Here is a 13432-nt window from a genome sequence, read left to right as displayed (position 1 = left end):
GTTATCAAACAACATACCGGACTGAAAGACAGTATCGCCTCAAAGCGTAGACGGGCCGCCTGGTCTGCTGATTTTCGTAGCGAATTGATGTTTGGTTAAATTATATGCAAAGTGGAATCCCGCCCTGCCACAAGGCCGGATCGCGAAGCCCAATTTAGCGCACAGCATTATTACTGCCGGCACTAAAATAGATAAGCCTGATAAAATAGAACGCCAAACAGGATTGTCGGTGCTGACTGGATTTTTAAAAAAGTTTTTAAATAAAGTTTCCAAATAAACTCCCGCTGAAAGTCATTTTTATTTTCCTGCCTGATTATTTCAGGTGGCGGATTAACACACCCTGTAAATAGGTAAATGGCCATGACTCATTACGAACAATATTGCTTTATTTTGCATGTGGTATTACCGGCAATAGAGGCCGAGGGGCTGACGATCAAAACTCGTCGTGATGGTGAATTCACCTTGGCAGCCGATGGCAACATTACGCTTAATTTCGTCCATGAGTTGCGCCAGCACTGCCTGGATGCGCTACAGCGCCGAGTGCCGTACTCGCCGTATGGGGTGTCACTGTGATGAATCACTTAATGATTGATCTGGAAACGTTAGGCACCAGCAGCAACGCACCGTTAGCAGCAATCGGCGCGGTATTTTTTGAGCCTTCCAGCGGCTGCACCGGTGGGCGTTTTTATACCAGTATCGATTTCGCCAGCGATATGCAACTGGGGGCGTTACCGGATGCTGATACCATCAAGTGGTGGCTGAAGCAGAGCGGCGAGGCACGGGCTGCGCTGTTGCAGCAGCAAGCGATGCCAATCAGCACAGCATTGACGGCGTTAAACCAGTTTATTGCCGATCACCAGCAACCAAAAGGGCAGCAGCATCTGCGCGTTTGGGGTAATGGGGCTTCGTTTGATTGCGTGTTGCTGCGTGCTGCCTACGCGCGTGCCGGGATCAGTGCGCCATGGCATTGGTGGCGAGATCTGGATGTGCGCACACTGGTTGAGATGGGCCGCGTGTTGGGGTGCGATCCGAAACAGCAACGCCCCTTTAGCGGTACGCGTCATAACGCATTGGATGATGCCGTGCATCAAGCCAGTTACGTCTCTGAACTCTGGCAGCGCCTGACCGCCGACAAAGAACCGATGTTATAAGTCGGCGGCCAGATGAGCAGCGAAACCTCGACAGCGCGCCCACAGCAGGGCGCAACCCGCCAACCTGGCCAATATCGCTATCATTGGAACCTACCGCGTCCGGCGATCGGGCGTGCGCTGAACCAGCCAGCACGCGGTTTTAGTTACCTCACCCCAGAGGGTCGCCGTAAACGGATCCAGCTTGCTGAATTACTGCAACAGCCAGAGCCGTTCGCACACACACAACGACTACGCCGCCGGTTAGCCGCGCTGCCCCATGCCATCCGCCGTTATTATGCTCGCCAACTCGAGCAGCGCCAGGCACACAGCCAGCAAGCGGCGGAGCGTTGGCTGGTTAACAGCTTCGAGCGTTATGTCCTGAGCCGTATTGACGCCATCAATCAGCACTACCTGCCAACCGGCATCACCCCGCCCGCACTGCTGCCGATCCGCGATCAACTCCAACGCCTGTTGTGGGCGGGGAAACGCGAGCTAAAACGGCTGGCCTACACCTTGGCTGATTTGCTGACTGGCGAATTTATGCGCGAGTTTGACCATCAATTGCCACACAATGGCGCGCAATTTGCCACCCTGTCGGGCTATGGCCGTATCGCGTCATTAGCACAGCATCTCAACATGGCGATCCCCGGCTGGCAGGCATACTGCCAGCAGAAACTGAACGCAGATGAAGCGCTGCGTGCAGTCAGCCGTTTGCAGTCAGCCAAGTGGTGGCTGAACCGCCTGCGGCGCACCCATGCCCGTTGGCGCGAACACCTGATGATTGCCACCGGTTATGTGCAGAAAAAAGCCGATCCTTACAGCAGCGCCCCCTGTTTGCAGGAGTGGTTGGCACAGAAAAGAGCCAACCTAGCGTATTTGAAGGCGATGGATCTGGAAGACCAGCAAACCGGTGAACGGCTCTCGCTGATCGACAAAGTGAGCGGCAGCGTGGCCAACCCGGCCAATCGCCGCCGTGAACTGATGACGCGGATGCGCGGCTTTGAAGCATTGGCACAACAGCAGGGCTTGGCGGGGGATTTTTACACCTTAACCGCCCCTTCGCGCTATCACGCCATGCAGCATAATGGCCGCCGCAACAACAAATACAACGGTGCTTCACCGCGTGAAACGCAACAATACCTCTGCGCGGTCTGGGCCAAAATTCGCGCTTCATGGAAACGTGCCGGTATCCGGGTGTTTGGTTTTCGCGTGGTCGAACCGCACCACGACGCCACGCCACACTGGCACTTATTGCTATTTATGGCGCGCGAGCAGATCGAACCAGCACGCGAAATATTCCGTCGCTATGCGCTAGAGGTGGATGGTGACGAAGCGGGCGCACAGCAAAACCGTTGCCAAGTGGTGGCGATCGACAGCAAACAGGGCAGTGCCACTGGCTATATTGCGAAGTACATCTCAAAAAATATCGATGGTTACGCGTTAGAAGGCGAAAAAGACGACGAAACCGGCGAGGATTTACAACAGATGTCGAAGCGCGTCAGTGCCTGGGCATCGCGCTGGGCGATCCGCCAGTTTCAGCAAATTGGCGGCGCGCCGGTCACCGTCTATCGCGAACTGCGTCGTTTGGGCGATCGTGAACTGGTGTTGCACCCAGAACTGGAACCGGCACGCCAGGCAGCCAACCAAGGCGCGTGGGATCACTACGTCAGCGCACAGGGTGGGCCACTGGTCGCGCGCAAAGATTTGCGCGTACGGCTCAACTACCAAATAACACCGAACGGTAACGACTATGGTGACGATGTTGCGCGCATCACGGGCGTCTACTGCCCGGAACTGGGCAGTGATTCACTGATTTTCACCCGCACCACCCAATACAAAATTGTACCGAAACGTCAGGCAGTTGGGGTTGCTGTTGACCTTCCAGGCGGCGCAGCCGCTGCTTGGAGTTCTGTCAATAACTGTACGTGGCCAAACCACGACGGTGCGATGGCTGAGAGGGAAAAGAACGACTTTTGCGCACCTTCACACCGGCAACGGCAACCACGAGCGCCAGACTTGGCGGCAGCCGAACAGGTCACGCGGCAAAGCGCCACTGAAACGTGTGTCCCATAACACCAACACAGTGAACGCTTTGCACCTTTTCCGGCTAAACGCAATCATGATGCCCGATACCCTGGCTACTTGAGGTTGTTAGGGGTTGGCTACGAACGCATCCCAAACACTGATCCGATGAAACCTGTGGGGAGTGACCTCTGCCAACTGCTGCAACATCAAGTAGTTTGGGTATCTGTATTCATCACATTTCACGTTGTATGGGTGTTGGCTGCATCCAGTGACTTGGCGCTATTCAGAGCCTCGCCCGTTGCAGAGCCACTGCAATCCGAACTGTTTAGAGTACAACCGATTTAATAACTTCAATGTATTGCCGTGATATCGATGACACGATTTTTCTGTATTGCCAGAACGGCAATCAATGGACATTGAGATAACAGCAGAAACTAAGTGGGGAAATCATGCAGGTGAGAGCACAACAAAACGACACGGTCGAACTGCTCTGTTGGCGCTATTACGGCCGCACTGTTGGCGTCACGGAAGTGGTACTGAATGCCAACAAAGGCATCAGCGATAACCCGCTATTGCAGGCGGGGCAACGGGTTTACATGCCAGAAATTCAATCACCAACCAAACGGGAAACCGTGCAGCTATGGGATTAATCACCGATCTCAGCAAGGCTATTTTAGTTGCCATTTGGGCACTGAGAGGCACAGAAAACGTGCGCAACATGGCACAACGCAAGCGATTTCGTGCTGGTCTGTCCAGAAGCCCCATCAACAACACAACGCCTACAGAGATAGGTTGTAAGAGAAACAGTATGCACGAAACACCACCAGGATTCCTGGCACAACTGATGAAATGGTTTAGCGTTCACCATTCGATGTTTTTTGCCGCTGGTGCGGCTTTCAGTATTTCCGCGCTAATGAGCCTCTACGATGGTAAATCGCTACTGAAAACGGCAACCGGTTCGCTGGCTTGCGGCATCTTAACCCTGGCCGTCGCCGGTTCTTTGGAGTTTTTTGATTTTCCACCCGATTCAGTGATTTTCATTGGCGCCTCGATCGGCTTTATGGGGGCGGAAAAAGTACGCGATAAAGTCACCAACCTGATTGAAAGCCGCACCAGGAGCGGAAAAGATGAGCAGTAATTTTGTCTTTAGCACACGCAGTGAAACCAACCTACGCGGCGTTCATCGCGACTTAGTGCGCGTTGCCAGGCTGGCACTGCAACTGTCGCCAATCGATTTTGCCATCACCGAAGGGGTGCGCAGCCTCGAGCGCCAGCAGCAACTGGTGGCGACAGGCAAAAGCCAGACATTAAACAGCCGCCACTTGACCGGCCACGCGCTGGATGTGGTGGCTTATCTCGGCAACAACGTGAGCTGGGAGTGGCGCTGCTATCAGCAGATCGCCAACGCCTTCAAACAGGCAGCCAGCGAACTGGGAATATCGCTTGAGTGGGGCGGCGATTGGCAAACGCTGAAAGACGGCCCGCACTTCCAACTATCCCACCGGAACTACCCAACATGATACTCGCGCTGCTACAACGTTACTGGCTCAATTTTGCTGTCATCATCCTGTTGGGCGTGGTGTTTACCAGTGGCTCATTAATGGGGGCAAAACGCACCGAAGCGGCCTGGAAACTGAAGTGGGCCGAGCGTGACGAAGCCGACGCCAAGGCACACAGTCAACGGCTGCTTGAGGCACGAATCGAAGAACAGCGGCGACAAGGTGAGATCGATGAAATTAGACAACAGGCCAACCAACAGATTAGTGCGGTACAACAAGATGCTGATCGCGCTCACGCTGCTTCTCGTGGGCTGCACCAGCACGCCGACAGACTCGCCAGGAAACTGGCCGAGCGTGAACGCGCCTGCGCTGCCGGAACTGCCGGAGCAGGCCAAACAAAAACCAGCGGCAGCGAACTGCTTGCCGAGCTGTTTAGAAGCGCTGACCAGCGAGCGGGCGAAATGGCAAGAGCAGCTGATGAAGCTCGAGCGAGAGGATTAGCTTGCCAGGCCGCCTACAACACCATCCAGTCTGCGGAGATAAAATAGTGTTAAAACCTGAACTACTGCGTCAAAGCCTGATTGAATATGCGCCGTGGCTGCGTCAACATCCCGAGCAGCTTAGCGTCAGCTTTCAGCAGGGCGAAATTGTCAACACCGGTTTTGAGCCGGTCACCTTCCGCTACCACTACAACATCGAAGTGGAAGTGCGCGCTTGCCCACTGCATCTTGATAGCCTCAGCGTGCCGATCCTGGCCTGGGCGAGCCTGCATCAACCGGAATTACTACTGAACCCAGAGCAGCAACGCAACGGGCTACGTTTTAGCTGTGAAACGCTGGACAACAACCTAAGCAACCTAAAAATCAGCTTTCCGGTTGATGAACTGGTCAGCGTGGTACGCCAAGACGAACAATTGCTCATCACCCACCACGTCAAAGCGCGCGAGCAAGAGCAACTGGGCATCTGGTCACTGGTATTTGTCGACAAATTCACCGGTGAAGCCTGGCGCCGAGAAGATGGCAAACTGATCCCAATCGACTACCCCTAAGCGGTTAACCAACCGCGTTGACCGCCGGTCAGCTGCTGAGCTGGCTGCGGTTCACACACGCCTTCAGCAACATATCCGCACACAGGCTAACTGCCGCTTGGCGGTGACAACCGATTGTCAGCCACAGCACACAATACCGCTTCATTGTATGCCGATGGCTGACTGCTGATACTCACAGCATTATTCACGAGCTGAAAAGCGCCTTCTCCCTAATGCGCGGAACCTCAAACCGAACAGGGTAATCAGCACCTCGGAAAACAGTCAGCATTATGAATTTAAACGAACTTTATCGTCTTATCTGCAACCTATTTCGCATTGGCACCGTGCTGGAAGTCGACCACGGGCGCTACCTTGCCCGCGTAGCGTGCGGCGGTAACCAGACTGACTGGATCCGCTGGTCGGTACCGCGTGCGGGTGCAGCGGTCACCTGGTGGGCGCCGACCGTCGGTGAACAAGTGTGGATTGCTTGCCTGTGTGGCGAAATGGAAACGGCCTTTATTGGCGGCAGCCTTTACAGCTACAACGCACTACCGCCGGACAGCAAAAGCACCAGCAGCGTCATCCTCCATCCGGATGGGGCGCGCATTGAATACGATCCGGCCAGCAGCAGCTTGACGGTAAGCGGCATCAAAACTGCGCAGATCACCGCCAGCGAGTCAATCACCGCCATCGTACCGCAAGTGATTGTCAAAGCCAGCGACAGCGTACTGGTTGAAAGCCCACAAGTGACAGTGAAAGCCAGCCAAAGCATCACGCTAGACACACCACAAGTCACCTGCACCAACAACCTGACCACCGCCTCGCTGCAAGTCCAACAAGGCGGCAGCATGAGTGGCAACATCGAACACCGTGGCGGCAGCTTCAGATCGAACGGCGTCCAGATCGACAACCACATCCACAGTGGCGTCAGAACTGGCGACCAATCCACAGGAGGCCCGAGATGAGCAACGCACGCTACCGGGGAATGCACGACAACACCGGAAAGAGCATCACCGACGAACACCACATCGCACAGTCAATCCGCAACATCCTGCTAACGCCGATTGGCTCGCGCGTCATGCGCCGCAACTATGGCTCACAGCTATTTGAGCTGATTGACCAACCGCTGGAAAGCAGCGTAACACGCTTACGCATCATGTCGGCGATTTACAACGCGCTCTACCTGTGGGAACCACGGCTACTGCTCAGCCACATCACCCTAGATTCACCCACAGCAGGCCAACTGATTGCCACCATTCAAGGCAAACGCATTGACACTCAACAGCCATTTAACGCCGATATCACTTTAAGAGGTCAGGAATGAGCGGAACGATAGATTTATCACAATTGCCACCACCGGTAGTGGTTGAACCCCTGGAATTTGAAAGACTACTGGCAGAGCGTAAAGCTGGCCTGATCGCCCTCTACCCAGAGAGTGAACGGCAAGAGATTGCCCGCACTCTGGAACTGGAGTCTGAACCGCTCACCATGCTACTGGAAGAGAACTGCTACCGTGAACTGCTACTGCGCCAACGGGTGAACGAAGCGGCACGCGCGGTGATGCTTGCCTACGCAGGCGACAGTGATCTCGACAACCTGGCTGCCAACTTCAACATCGAACGCCTGATCATCAAAGAAGCGAACGACCGCACCATTCCGCCGACACCGGCAGAACTGGAATCGGACGCCGACCTACGCACCCGCACCCAACAGGCCTTTGAAGGGCTAAGCGTCGCCGGGCCTACAGCGGCCTATGAATTCTGGGGACGCAGCGCCGACGGGCGCGTTGCCGACATCTCGGCGGTCAGCCCATCACCGGCCAGCGTCACCATCTCGGTACTGGCGCGTGATGGCGACGGCAGCGCCGACGAAGACCTGCTGGCGGTGGTCGCAGCGGCACTAAACGACGAACAGGTACGCCCAGTGGCTGACCGCGTCACAGTACAATCGGCGGAAATCATCCCCTACCAGATTGATGCCACCCTTTACATCTACCCAGGTCCAGAAGCAGAACCGGTGCGCCAAGCGTCGGAACAGAAATTACAGGCATACATTGCGGCACAAAACCGCCTCGGGCGCGACATTCGCCTATCGGCGATCTACGCCGCACTGCATGTTGAAGGGGTACAGCGGGTAGAGTTACGCCAACCACAGGCCGACATCGTTCTTAATCTCCAACAAGCCTCCTACTGCACCAACTACCAGATTGAGGTAGGGGGATACGATGCATAGCGAACTGTTGCCACCCAACGCCACACAGCTTGAGCGCGTTGCAGCACGGGTGGCGGCATCATTGGGCGAAGTACCGGTGCCACTGCGCCAGCTATGGAGCCCGTTGAGCTGCCGTGTGGAACTGCTGCCCTACTTAGCCTGGGCATTCTCGGTTGACCGCTGGGATGAAAAGTGGCCAGAAGCCACCAAACGCCAAGCGATCGCCGATGCATTTTACCTGCACCGCTACAAAGGCACCACCGGCGCACTGCGTCGCGTGGTAGAGCCGTTCGGCTTCTTCCTGCGCATCAACGAATGGTGGCAAATCGACAGCGCCCCCGGCACCTTCACGCTGGAAATTGGCGTACAAGAGCAAGGTATTAATGAAGAGAGCTACCTAGAGCTGGAACGGCTGATTGACAGCGTAAAACCGTGCAGCCGCCACCTGTTAAGACTCTCGCTACAGCTACAAACCAGCGGCCACTTCTACAGCGGCGGTGCCTGCTATTGCGGCGACACACTCACCACCTACCCCTATTTTGCTGAAGCGATCGCGGTAGACGGTAACGGCTATGCCGGAGCTGCACTACACCTGATTGACACGCTGGAAGTGGCCAGCCGCTACACCCCGAACACTGTCGCTGTCGCAAGCGCGGATTACCACGCGGCAGCCATCCATTTCATAGATACCCTGGAGGTCGCAATTGGTGACTAAATATCGAGGAGTGCTCACCCGCGTGGGCACGGAAAAACTGGCCAAAGCCAGCGCTAACGGCCAAACCCTGGAACTGAGCCAAATGGCGCTCGGTGACGGCGAAGGCAGCTTACCCACACCCAACGCGGCACAAACCGCCCTGGTGCGCCAAGTTTACCGCGCAGAGTTGAACCGCCTGACGGTGGATAGCAACAACGCCAACCAACTGATTGCCGAACTGGTGATCCCAGAAAACATTGGCGGATGGTGGATCCGTGAAATTGGCCTATTTGACAAACAGGGCGCACTGATTGCCGTCGCCAACTGTGCCGAAACCTACAAACCTAAACTGGAAGATGGCAGCGGACGCAGCCAAATCATCCGCATGTTACTGGTGGTCAGCAGCACCGAAGCCGTGACACTGAAAATTGACCCGGCGGTAGTATTGGCCCCGCGCAGCTACGTGGATGAACGGCTACAGCCCTACCTGCGCACTGCCGACATCAACCAGTACATCCCGGTCGGCTTACCGCTACCGTGGCCACAAGCCACCCCACCGGCCGGCTGGTTCAAATGCAACGGCGCCAGCTTCGACAAAGCCAAATACCCACTACTGGCCGCCGCCTACCCCAGTGGCAAACTGCCGGATCTGCGTGGTGAATTTATTCGCGGCTGGGATGATGCACGCGGAGTGGATAAAGGTCGGGGACTGTTGAGTTGGCAAGGAGATGCTTTCAAAGAACACCATCACACCGTCTCTACAGCCGACGTGATTAATATTAATGCTTTTATAATCAATGACAAAAGTGGGGATCGGATTGTCAGTTCAGATAATGCTTGGCAAGGCGAGAACGGTAACTCCATCTATCGCGATAATCGATATTTTACCAATAACAGCGGCGGCAATGAAACCCGCCCACGCAATATCGCCTTTAACTACATCGTGAGAGCAGCCTAATGAATCAACCACGTACACAACTGGATAACAACGGCTTGGCAACGGTTGCTGGTTGGCTGACGGTCTACAACATCGAACCGCAACAGCGTGAATACCTAGCGCCTTCAGAAGAGTACCTGGAACAGGGAGTGGGCTTACCGGCATACAGCTACCTGGATGCCCCCCCCCAGCCTGAAGCCGGGCAAGCGATAGTGCGCACGGCTGACAACAGCGGCTGGCAGAGCGTTGCCGACCACCGTGGCGAAACGGTCTACCACACCGCCAACGGCGAAGCGCTGACCATCACTGCCTTGGGCGACTACCCGCCAGACACCACCTTACTGGCACCGGCCACCCCCTTTGACCAGTGGCAAGATGGCCAATGGGTCACCTCACTGGAGCAGCAGCACGCGGCACAACTGGCCGCTGCCAAACAGCAGCAGAGTGAGCTACTGGCCACGGCACGCGCCACCATCAGCCTATGGCAAAGCGAAATGCAGCTCAACATCATCAGCGAAGAAGACAAAACCAGACTGATCGCCTGGCTAGGTTACATCAAAGCACTACAGGGGCTATCGCTCGCGAACGCCCCAGAGATCAACTGGCCGACCGTACCGACAGTTTAACCATTTGGAGATCAGCACGTGCAAACGCAATTTTACGCTCTACTGACCAGCTTGGGTGAAGCCAAACTGGCTAACGCCACCGCCCTGGGTGAACAAATCGCCATCAGCACCATGGCAGTTGGTGATGGCAACGGCAGTGCCGTGCAACCAAACCCAGCGCAACGCGCCCTGGTGCATGAAGTTTATCGCGCTCCGCTCAATAACCTGAGCATTGACCCCAACAACGCCAACCAACTGATTGCCGAACTGGTGATCCCAGAAAACATCGGTGGATGGTGGCTGCGTGAAATTGGCCTGTTTGACGACCAAGGAGTACTGATTGCGGTCGCCAACTGTGGTGAAACCTATAAACCGCAACTGCAAGAGGGCAGCGCACGGGTGCAATCGGTACGCATGATACTGGCGATCAGCAACAGCGAAGCAGTGACACTGCTGATTGATCCGTCCGTGGTACTGGCAACGCGCCAGTTTGTTGACCTGGCAATCCACACCCATGCGCAATCGCGCAATCACCCGGATGGCACACTGAATGCCAAAGGATTTGTGCAACTGAGCAGCGCGGTTGACAGCAACAGTGAAACGTTAGCCGCCACGCCGAAAGCGGTAAAAACAGTCGCGGATAGCACCCTCAAACTGGCGAAAAACCTCGCGGATCTGCCAGACAAAGCGGCCGCAGTGGAAAATTTGGGTATCAGCGCCAACCTACTGCCGGTAGGTGCTCCGATACCTTGGCCACAAGCCACCCCACCGGCTGGCTGGTTTAAATGCAACGGCGCCAGCTTCGACAAAGTCAAATACCCGCTACTGGCCGCCGCCTACCCGAGCGGCAAACTGCCGGATCTGCGTGGTGAATTTATCCGTGGTTGGGATGATGCACGCGGAGTGGATAAAGATAGGAGCCTGTTGAGCCTACAGCAACCAACACAGATCCGCATGGCAACGGCTGATGCTGGCGGGGGGGATTCGCATGATCAGTCCGTACCGGTAGGAATATGGTCCAGTGATGCTGATAGCCGTACATTGATTACTCCTGCGGGAGCGGCTGATAGCTTTGGCTCACTTGTCGCTAAGTTAGAACCATATCGGTTAGACAATGCCGTCATGGGAACATCACATTGTTATTTTTACAAGAACTCAGTGAGTTGGATATCGACCCGCCCACGCAATATTGCCTTTAGCTACATCGTGCGAGCCGCTTAAAACAGGAGAGTGCCAGATGGCGACCAAATATTACACCCTACTCACATTACGCGGAGCGGAAAAGCTGGCTCAGGCAACGGCACAGGAACAACCGCTGGAAATTACCCATATGGCAGTTGGTGATGGCAACGGCCAATTACCGACGCCGAATGCTGCACAGACTAAATTAATCAATGAAGTGCGTCGGGCGCCATTAAATAGCCTGATCACCGATGAAAAAAACAGCAACCAGATTATTGCCGAGCAAATCATCCCGGAAAATGTCGGTGGATGGTGGATGCGCGAAATTGGCCTGTTTGACAAACAGGGCGAACTGATTGCGGTAGCCAACTGCGCCGAAACCTATAAACCCCAGTTGCAAGAGGGCACTGGTCGGGTGCAAGTGGTACGCATGGTGCTGATTGTCAGCAGCACTGAAGCGATCACGCTAAAAACTGACCCGACAACGGTATTGGCCAACCGTGAATCGCTGGATAACGCGCTCAGCACGCATGAACAGTCTCGTAACCACCCGGATGCCACGCTAACCGCCAAAGGGTTTGTGCAGCTCAGCAATGCCATTGATAGCAATGATGAAACCAAAGCAGCTACGCCGAAAGCGCTAAAAACCGTGGCTGACAGCAGCCTCAAACAGGCACAGAACCTTGGCGATTTGTCAGATAAAGCAGCAGCACGCGCCAACCTGGAACTGGACAAGTATTACCTAAACCAGAGCGGTGATCGTGTCGACGGTGAGTTGGTTTCTTACACAGTAAATAATTGGCGTATCGCTGCCGGTGATTATGGTGCTTTTTGGCGTAACGACGGCAGCAACTATTACCTGTTATTTACCAATGCGAAAGATCAAATCGGAAGTTGGAACAACCTGCGTCCTTTCGCTGCGGATATAAAGACCGGCAATGTGTGGTTTGGCCACCATGTCGGTGTTGGTGGCGATATCACGCTGAAGTCTGATGCACGCCGCCATATTATCTTTAAAAATGCCAATGAATCGGTACGGATGTATCTCTATAAAGATAAAGGCGGTGATGGTGTTAGGTTAAATAACGGTGCTGATGGTGGCGGTGATTATGTATTCCATAAAAACGGTAACTTCTATGCACCAAAAGCGTTAGCTGCGGGAGGGGCATCACTCCATCCTGATGGCAATATCTACGGCACGCTGTGGGGCGGGTGGTTGAGTAATTATCTCAACTCTAGAGGTTTACAGGATATTCGGTTAGGTGCAGTTGAGAGCTCGCCAACGTGGTATGGGCCTGGATATTCTGATGCGGCTGGATACGTAATAACAGGGGTACATAATTCGGATGGAGGCCAACATATAGAGACAATCTACCGTCGTCCACTGCAAAAACTAATTAATGGTAGCTGGTATACTGTGGTGTCAATTTAAAGGAGATGATAATGCAATTAATTAATTTAACTTTTTACCAACCAGAAACCGCTATATCTGGCGTGGTCTATTTACAAGATGAAAATGGCATTGATTGGTATCAGGCACAGGAAAAATTCTCTCCGGAAACACTAAAGATTTGTGTTGGCGATCAACAAAAAATAGTTGCATGTCATCATGATGTTTCTACTTTATGGCCAATCAATATGTCAGTGTTTGAAGTTGAAGCGGATAAGGTGCCACAGGGATTAGCAATTGACGGTAATTGGGGATGGGATGGAGAGAAAATTGTTAGTTTGATCACGCTAGAGAGTGAGCAACAGAAAAAAATAGAGGAAATAAAAAAATATCGTGACCAGCTAACGGCTGATTACATCATTATCGATGAGCACCATTTTCATAGTGATACCGCTAGTCGTATTCAACAAGCAACACTGTGCAAAATGGGCCAGGCAGGGCAAATTCCAGCAGGCTTGATGTGGCAGAGCAAAAATAATGGATTAATTGAATTAACTAACCAAATTGCTGCACGGTTTGAGTCGGAAACCATTGCTCACGATATGCGCTTGTTCGCGAACGCCCAGCGGCACATTGCTGCCGTTGAGGCATTGCGCGAGTTACAAGCTGTGAGTGAATACGATTATAAGACTGGTTGGCAGCCATAACCCAATAGCTAAATTCCACGGAGAG

General features: G+C 54.1%; 17 protein-coding genes. All 17 read left to right on the top strand.

The annotated features are described in order from the left end of the window. The first annotated feature begins 360 nt into the window (after positions 1–360). The gene (locus EOJ37_RS12115) at positions 361–573 is read left to right on the top strand and encodes a hypothetical protein (protein ID WP_127960167.1); all 213 of its coding nucleotides are present in this window, start codon (positions 361–363) and stop codon (positions 571–573) included. Beyond that, positions 573–1151, top strand: coding sequence for a 3'-5' exonuclease (locus tag EOJ37_RS12110; RefSeq protein WP_127960170.1), 579 nt, complete (start codon positions 573–575; stop codon positions 1149–1151). Before EOJ37_RS12115 ends, EOJ37_RS12110 begins: the two co-directional genes overlap by 1 nt. 12 nt (positions 1152–1163) lie before the next feature. Then, positions 1164–3203 (top strand): replication endonuclease, encoded by a 2040-nt coding sequence (locus EOJ37_RS12105; RefSeq protein ID WP_127960166.1) that lies wholly within the window; start codon positions 1164–1166, stop codon positions 3201–3203. A gap of 401 nt (positions 3204–3604) precedes the next feature. Next, positions 3605–3805, top strand: a complete 201-nt coding sequence (locus tag EOJ37_RS12100) for a tail protein X (protein WP_127960165.1) — start codon at positions 3605–3607, stop codon at positions 3803–3805. A gap of 158 nt (positions 3806–3963) precedes the next feature. After that, positions 3964–4293, top strand: coding sequence for a phage holin family protein (locus EOJ37_RS12095; protein ID WP_127960164.1), 330 nt, complete (start codon positions 3964–3966; stop codon positions 4291–4293). Next, on the top strand, positions 4283–4675 hold the full coding sequence (locus EOJ37_RS12090; RefSeq protein ID WP_127960163.1) for a M15 family metallopeptidase: 393 nt from the start codon (positions 4283–4285) through the stop codon (positions 4673–4675). The genes EOJ37_RS12095 and EOJ37_RS12090 overlap by 11 nt, the downstream gene beginning before the upstream one ends. Continuing rightward, positions 4672–5202: a DUF2514 family protein gene (locus tag EOJ37_RS12085; RefSeq protein ID WP_127960162.1), complete on the top strand. Its 531-nt coding sequence runs from the start codon at positions 4672–4674 to the stop codon at positions 5200–5202. The genes EOJ37_RS12090 and EOJ37_RS12085 overlap by 4 nt, the downstream gene beginning before the upstream one ends. Then, positions 5202–5702 (top strand): phage tail protein, encoded by a 501-nt coding sequence (locus EOJ37_RS12080; RefSeq protein ID WP_162473699.1) that lies wholly within the window; start codon positions 5202–5204, stop codon positions 5700–5702. Before EOJ37_RS12085 ends, EOJ37_RS12080 begins: the two co-directional genes overlap by 1 nt. A gap of 269 nt (positions 5703–5971) precedes the next feature. Beyond that, positions 5972–6646: a phage baseplate assembly protein V gene (locus tag EOJ37_RS12075; RefSeq protein WP_127960160.1), complete on the top strand. Its 675-nt coding sequence runs from the start codon at positions 5972–5974 to the stop codon at positions 6644–6646. Beyond that, the gene (locus EOJ37_RS12070; protein WP_127960159.1) at positions 6643–7005 is read left to right on the top strand and encodes a GPW/gp25 family protein; all 363 of its coding nucleotides are present in this window, start codon (positions 6643–6645) and stop codon (positions 7003–7005) included. The genes EOJ37_RS12075 and EOJ37_RS12070 overlap by 4 nt, the downstream gene beginning before the upstream one ends. Then, positions 7002–7913, top strand: a complete 912-nt coding sequence (locus tag EOJ37_RS12065) for a baseplate assembly protein (protein ID WP_127960158.1) — start codon at positions 7002–7004, stop codon at positions 7911–7913. Before EOJ37_RS12070 ends, EOJ37_RS12065 begins: the two co-directional genes overlap by 4 nt. After that, entirely contained in the window at positions 7906–8607 is a 702-nt protein-coding gene (locus tag EOJ37_RS12060) for a phage tail protein I (protein WP_127960157.1), read from the top strand. Before EOJ37_RS12065 ends, EOJ37_RS12060 begins: the two co-directional genes overlap by 8 nt. Continuing rightward, a complete protein-coding gene (locus EOJ37_RS12055; protein WP_127960156.1) occupies positions 8597–9544 on the top strand; it encodes a phage tail-collar fiber domain-containing protein in 948 nt (315 codons plus the stop codon). Before EOJ37_RS12060 ends, EOJ37_RS12055 begins: the two co-directional genes overlap by 11 nt. Continuing rightward, positions 9544–10149, top strand: coding sequence for a tail fiber assembly protein (locus EOJ37_RS12050; protein ID WP_127960155.1), 606 nt, complete (start codon positions 9544–9546; stop codon positions 10147–10149). The genes EOJ37_RS12055 and EOJ37_RS12050 overlap by 1 nt, the downstream gene beginning before the upstream one ends. Before the next feature lie 18 nt (positions 10150–10167). Then, on the top strand, positions 10168–11349 hold the full coding sequence (locus EOJ37_RS12045) for a phage tail-collar fiber domain-containing protein (RefSeq protein ID WP_127960154.1): 1182 nt from the start codon (positions 10168–10170) through the stop codon (positions 11347–11349). Positions 11350–11365: 16 nt separating this feature from the next. Continuing rightward, positions 11366–12742 carry a phage tail-collar fiber domain-containing protein gene (locus EOJ37_RS14985; protein ID WP_127960153.1) on the top strand — a complete coding sequence of 459 codons (1377 nt, stop codon included), beginning with the start codon at positions 11366–11368 and terminating at the stop codon, positions 12740–12742. An 11-nt stretch (positions 12743–12753) separates the two neighbouring features. After that, positions 12754–13407: a DUF4376 domain-containing protein gene (locus tag EOJ37_RS12035; RefSeq protein WP_127960152.1), complete on the top strand. Its 654-nt coding sequence runs from the start codon at positions 12754–12756 to the stop codon at positions 13405–13407. Positions 13408–13432 lie beyond the last annotated feature (25 nt).

The organism is Serratia microhaemolytica, assembly GCF_004011885.1.
Classification (GTDB): domain Bacteria; phylum Pseudomonadota; class Gammaproteobacteria; order Enterobacterales; family Enterobacteriaceae; genus Serratia_G; species Serratia_G microhaemolytica.
The sequence above is the reverse complement of the archived record's forward strand: the minus strand, read 5'-3'. Positions and strand labels throughout refer to the sequence as shown.

Coding starts and splice junctions, on each gene's coding strand:
- EOJ37_RS12085 (WP_127960162.1), top strand. CDS start 4,672: ATGATACTCGCGCTGCTACAACGTTACTGGCTCAATTTTGCTGTCATC.
- EOJ37_RS12100 (WP_127960165.1), top strand. CDS start 3,605: ATGCAGGTGAGAGCACAACAAAACGACACGGTCGAACTGCTCTGTTGG.
- EOJ37_RS14985 (WP_127960153.1), top strand. CDS start 11,366: ATGGCGACCAAATATTACACCCTACTCACATTACGCGGAGCGGAAAAG.
- EOJ37_RS12050 (WP_127960155.1), top strand. CDS start 9,544: ATGAATCAACCACGTACACAACTGGATAACAACGGCTTGGCAACGGTT.
- EOJ37_RS12035 (WP_127960152.1), top strand. CDS start 12,754: ATGCAATTAATTAATTTAACTTTTTACCAACCAGAAACCGCTATATCT.
- EOJ37_RS12065 (WP_127960158.1), top strand. CDS start 7,002: ATGAGCGGAACGATAGATTTATCACAATTGCCACCACCGGTAGTGGTT.
- EOJ37_RS12095 (WP_127960164.1), top strand. CDS start 3,964: ATGCACGAAACACCACCAGGATTCCTGGCACAACTGATGAAATGGTTT.
- EOJ37_RS12115 (WP_127960167.1), top strand. CDS start 361: ATGACTCATTACGAACAATATTGCTTTATTTTGCATGTGGTATTACCG.
- EOJ37_RS12090 (WP_127960163.1), top strand. CDS start 4,283: ATGAGCAGTAATTTTGTCTTTAGCACACGCAGTGAAACCAACCTACGC.
- EOJ37_RS12060 (WP_127960157.1), top strand. CDS start 7,906: ATGCATAGCGAACTGTTGCCACCCAACGCCACACAGCTTGAGCGCGTT.
- EOJ37_RS12110 (WP_127960170.1), top strand. CDS start 573: ATGAATCACTTAATGATTGATCTGGAAACGTTAGGCACCAGCAGCAAC.
- EOJ37_RS12070 (WP_127960159.1), top strand. CDS start 6,643: ATGAGCAACGCACGCTACCGGGGAATGCACGACAACACCGGAAAGAGC.
- EOJ37_RS12075 (WP_127960160.1), top strand. CDS start 5,972: ATGAATTTAAACGAACTTTATCGTCTTATCTGCAACCTATTTCGCATT.
- EOJ37_RS12105 (WP_127960166.1), top strand. CDS start 1,164: ATGAGCAGCGAAACCTCGACAGCGCGCCCACAGCAGGGCGCAACCCGC.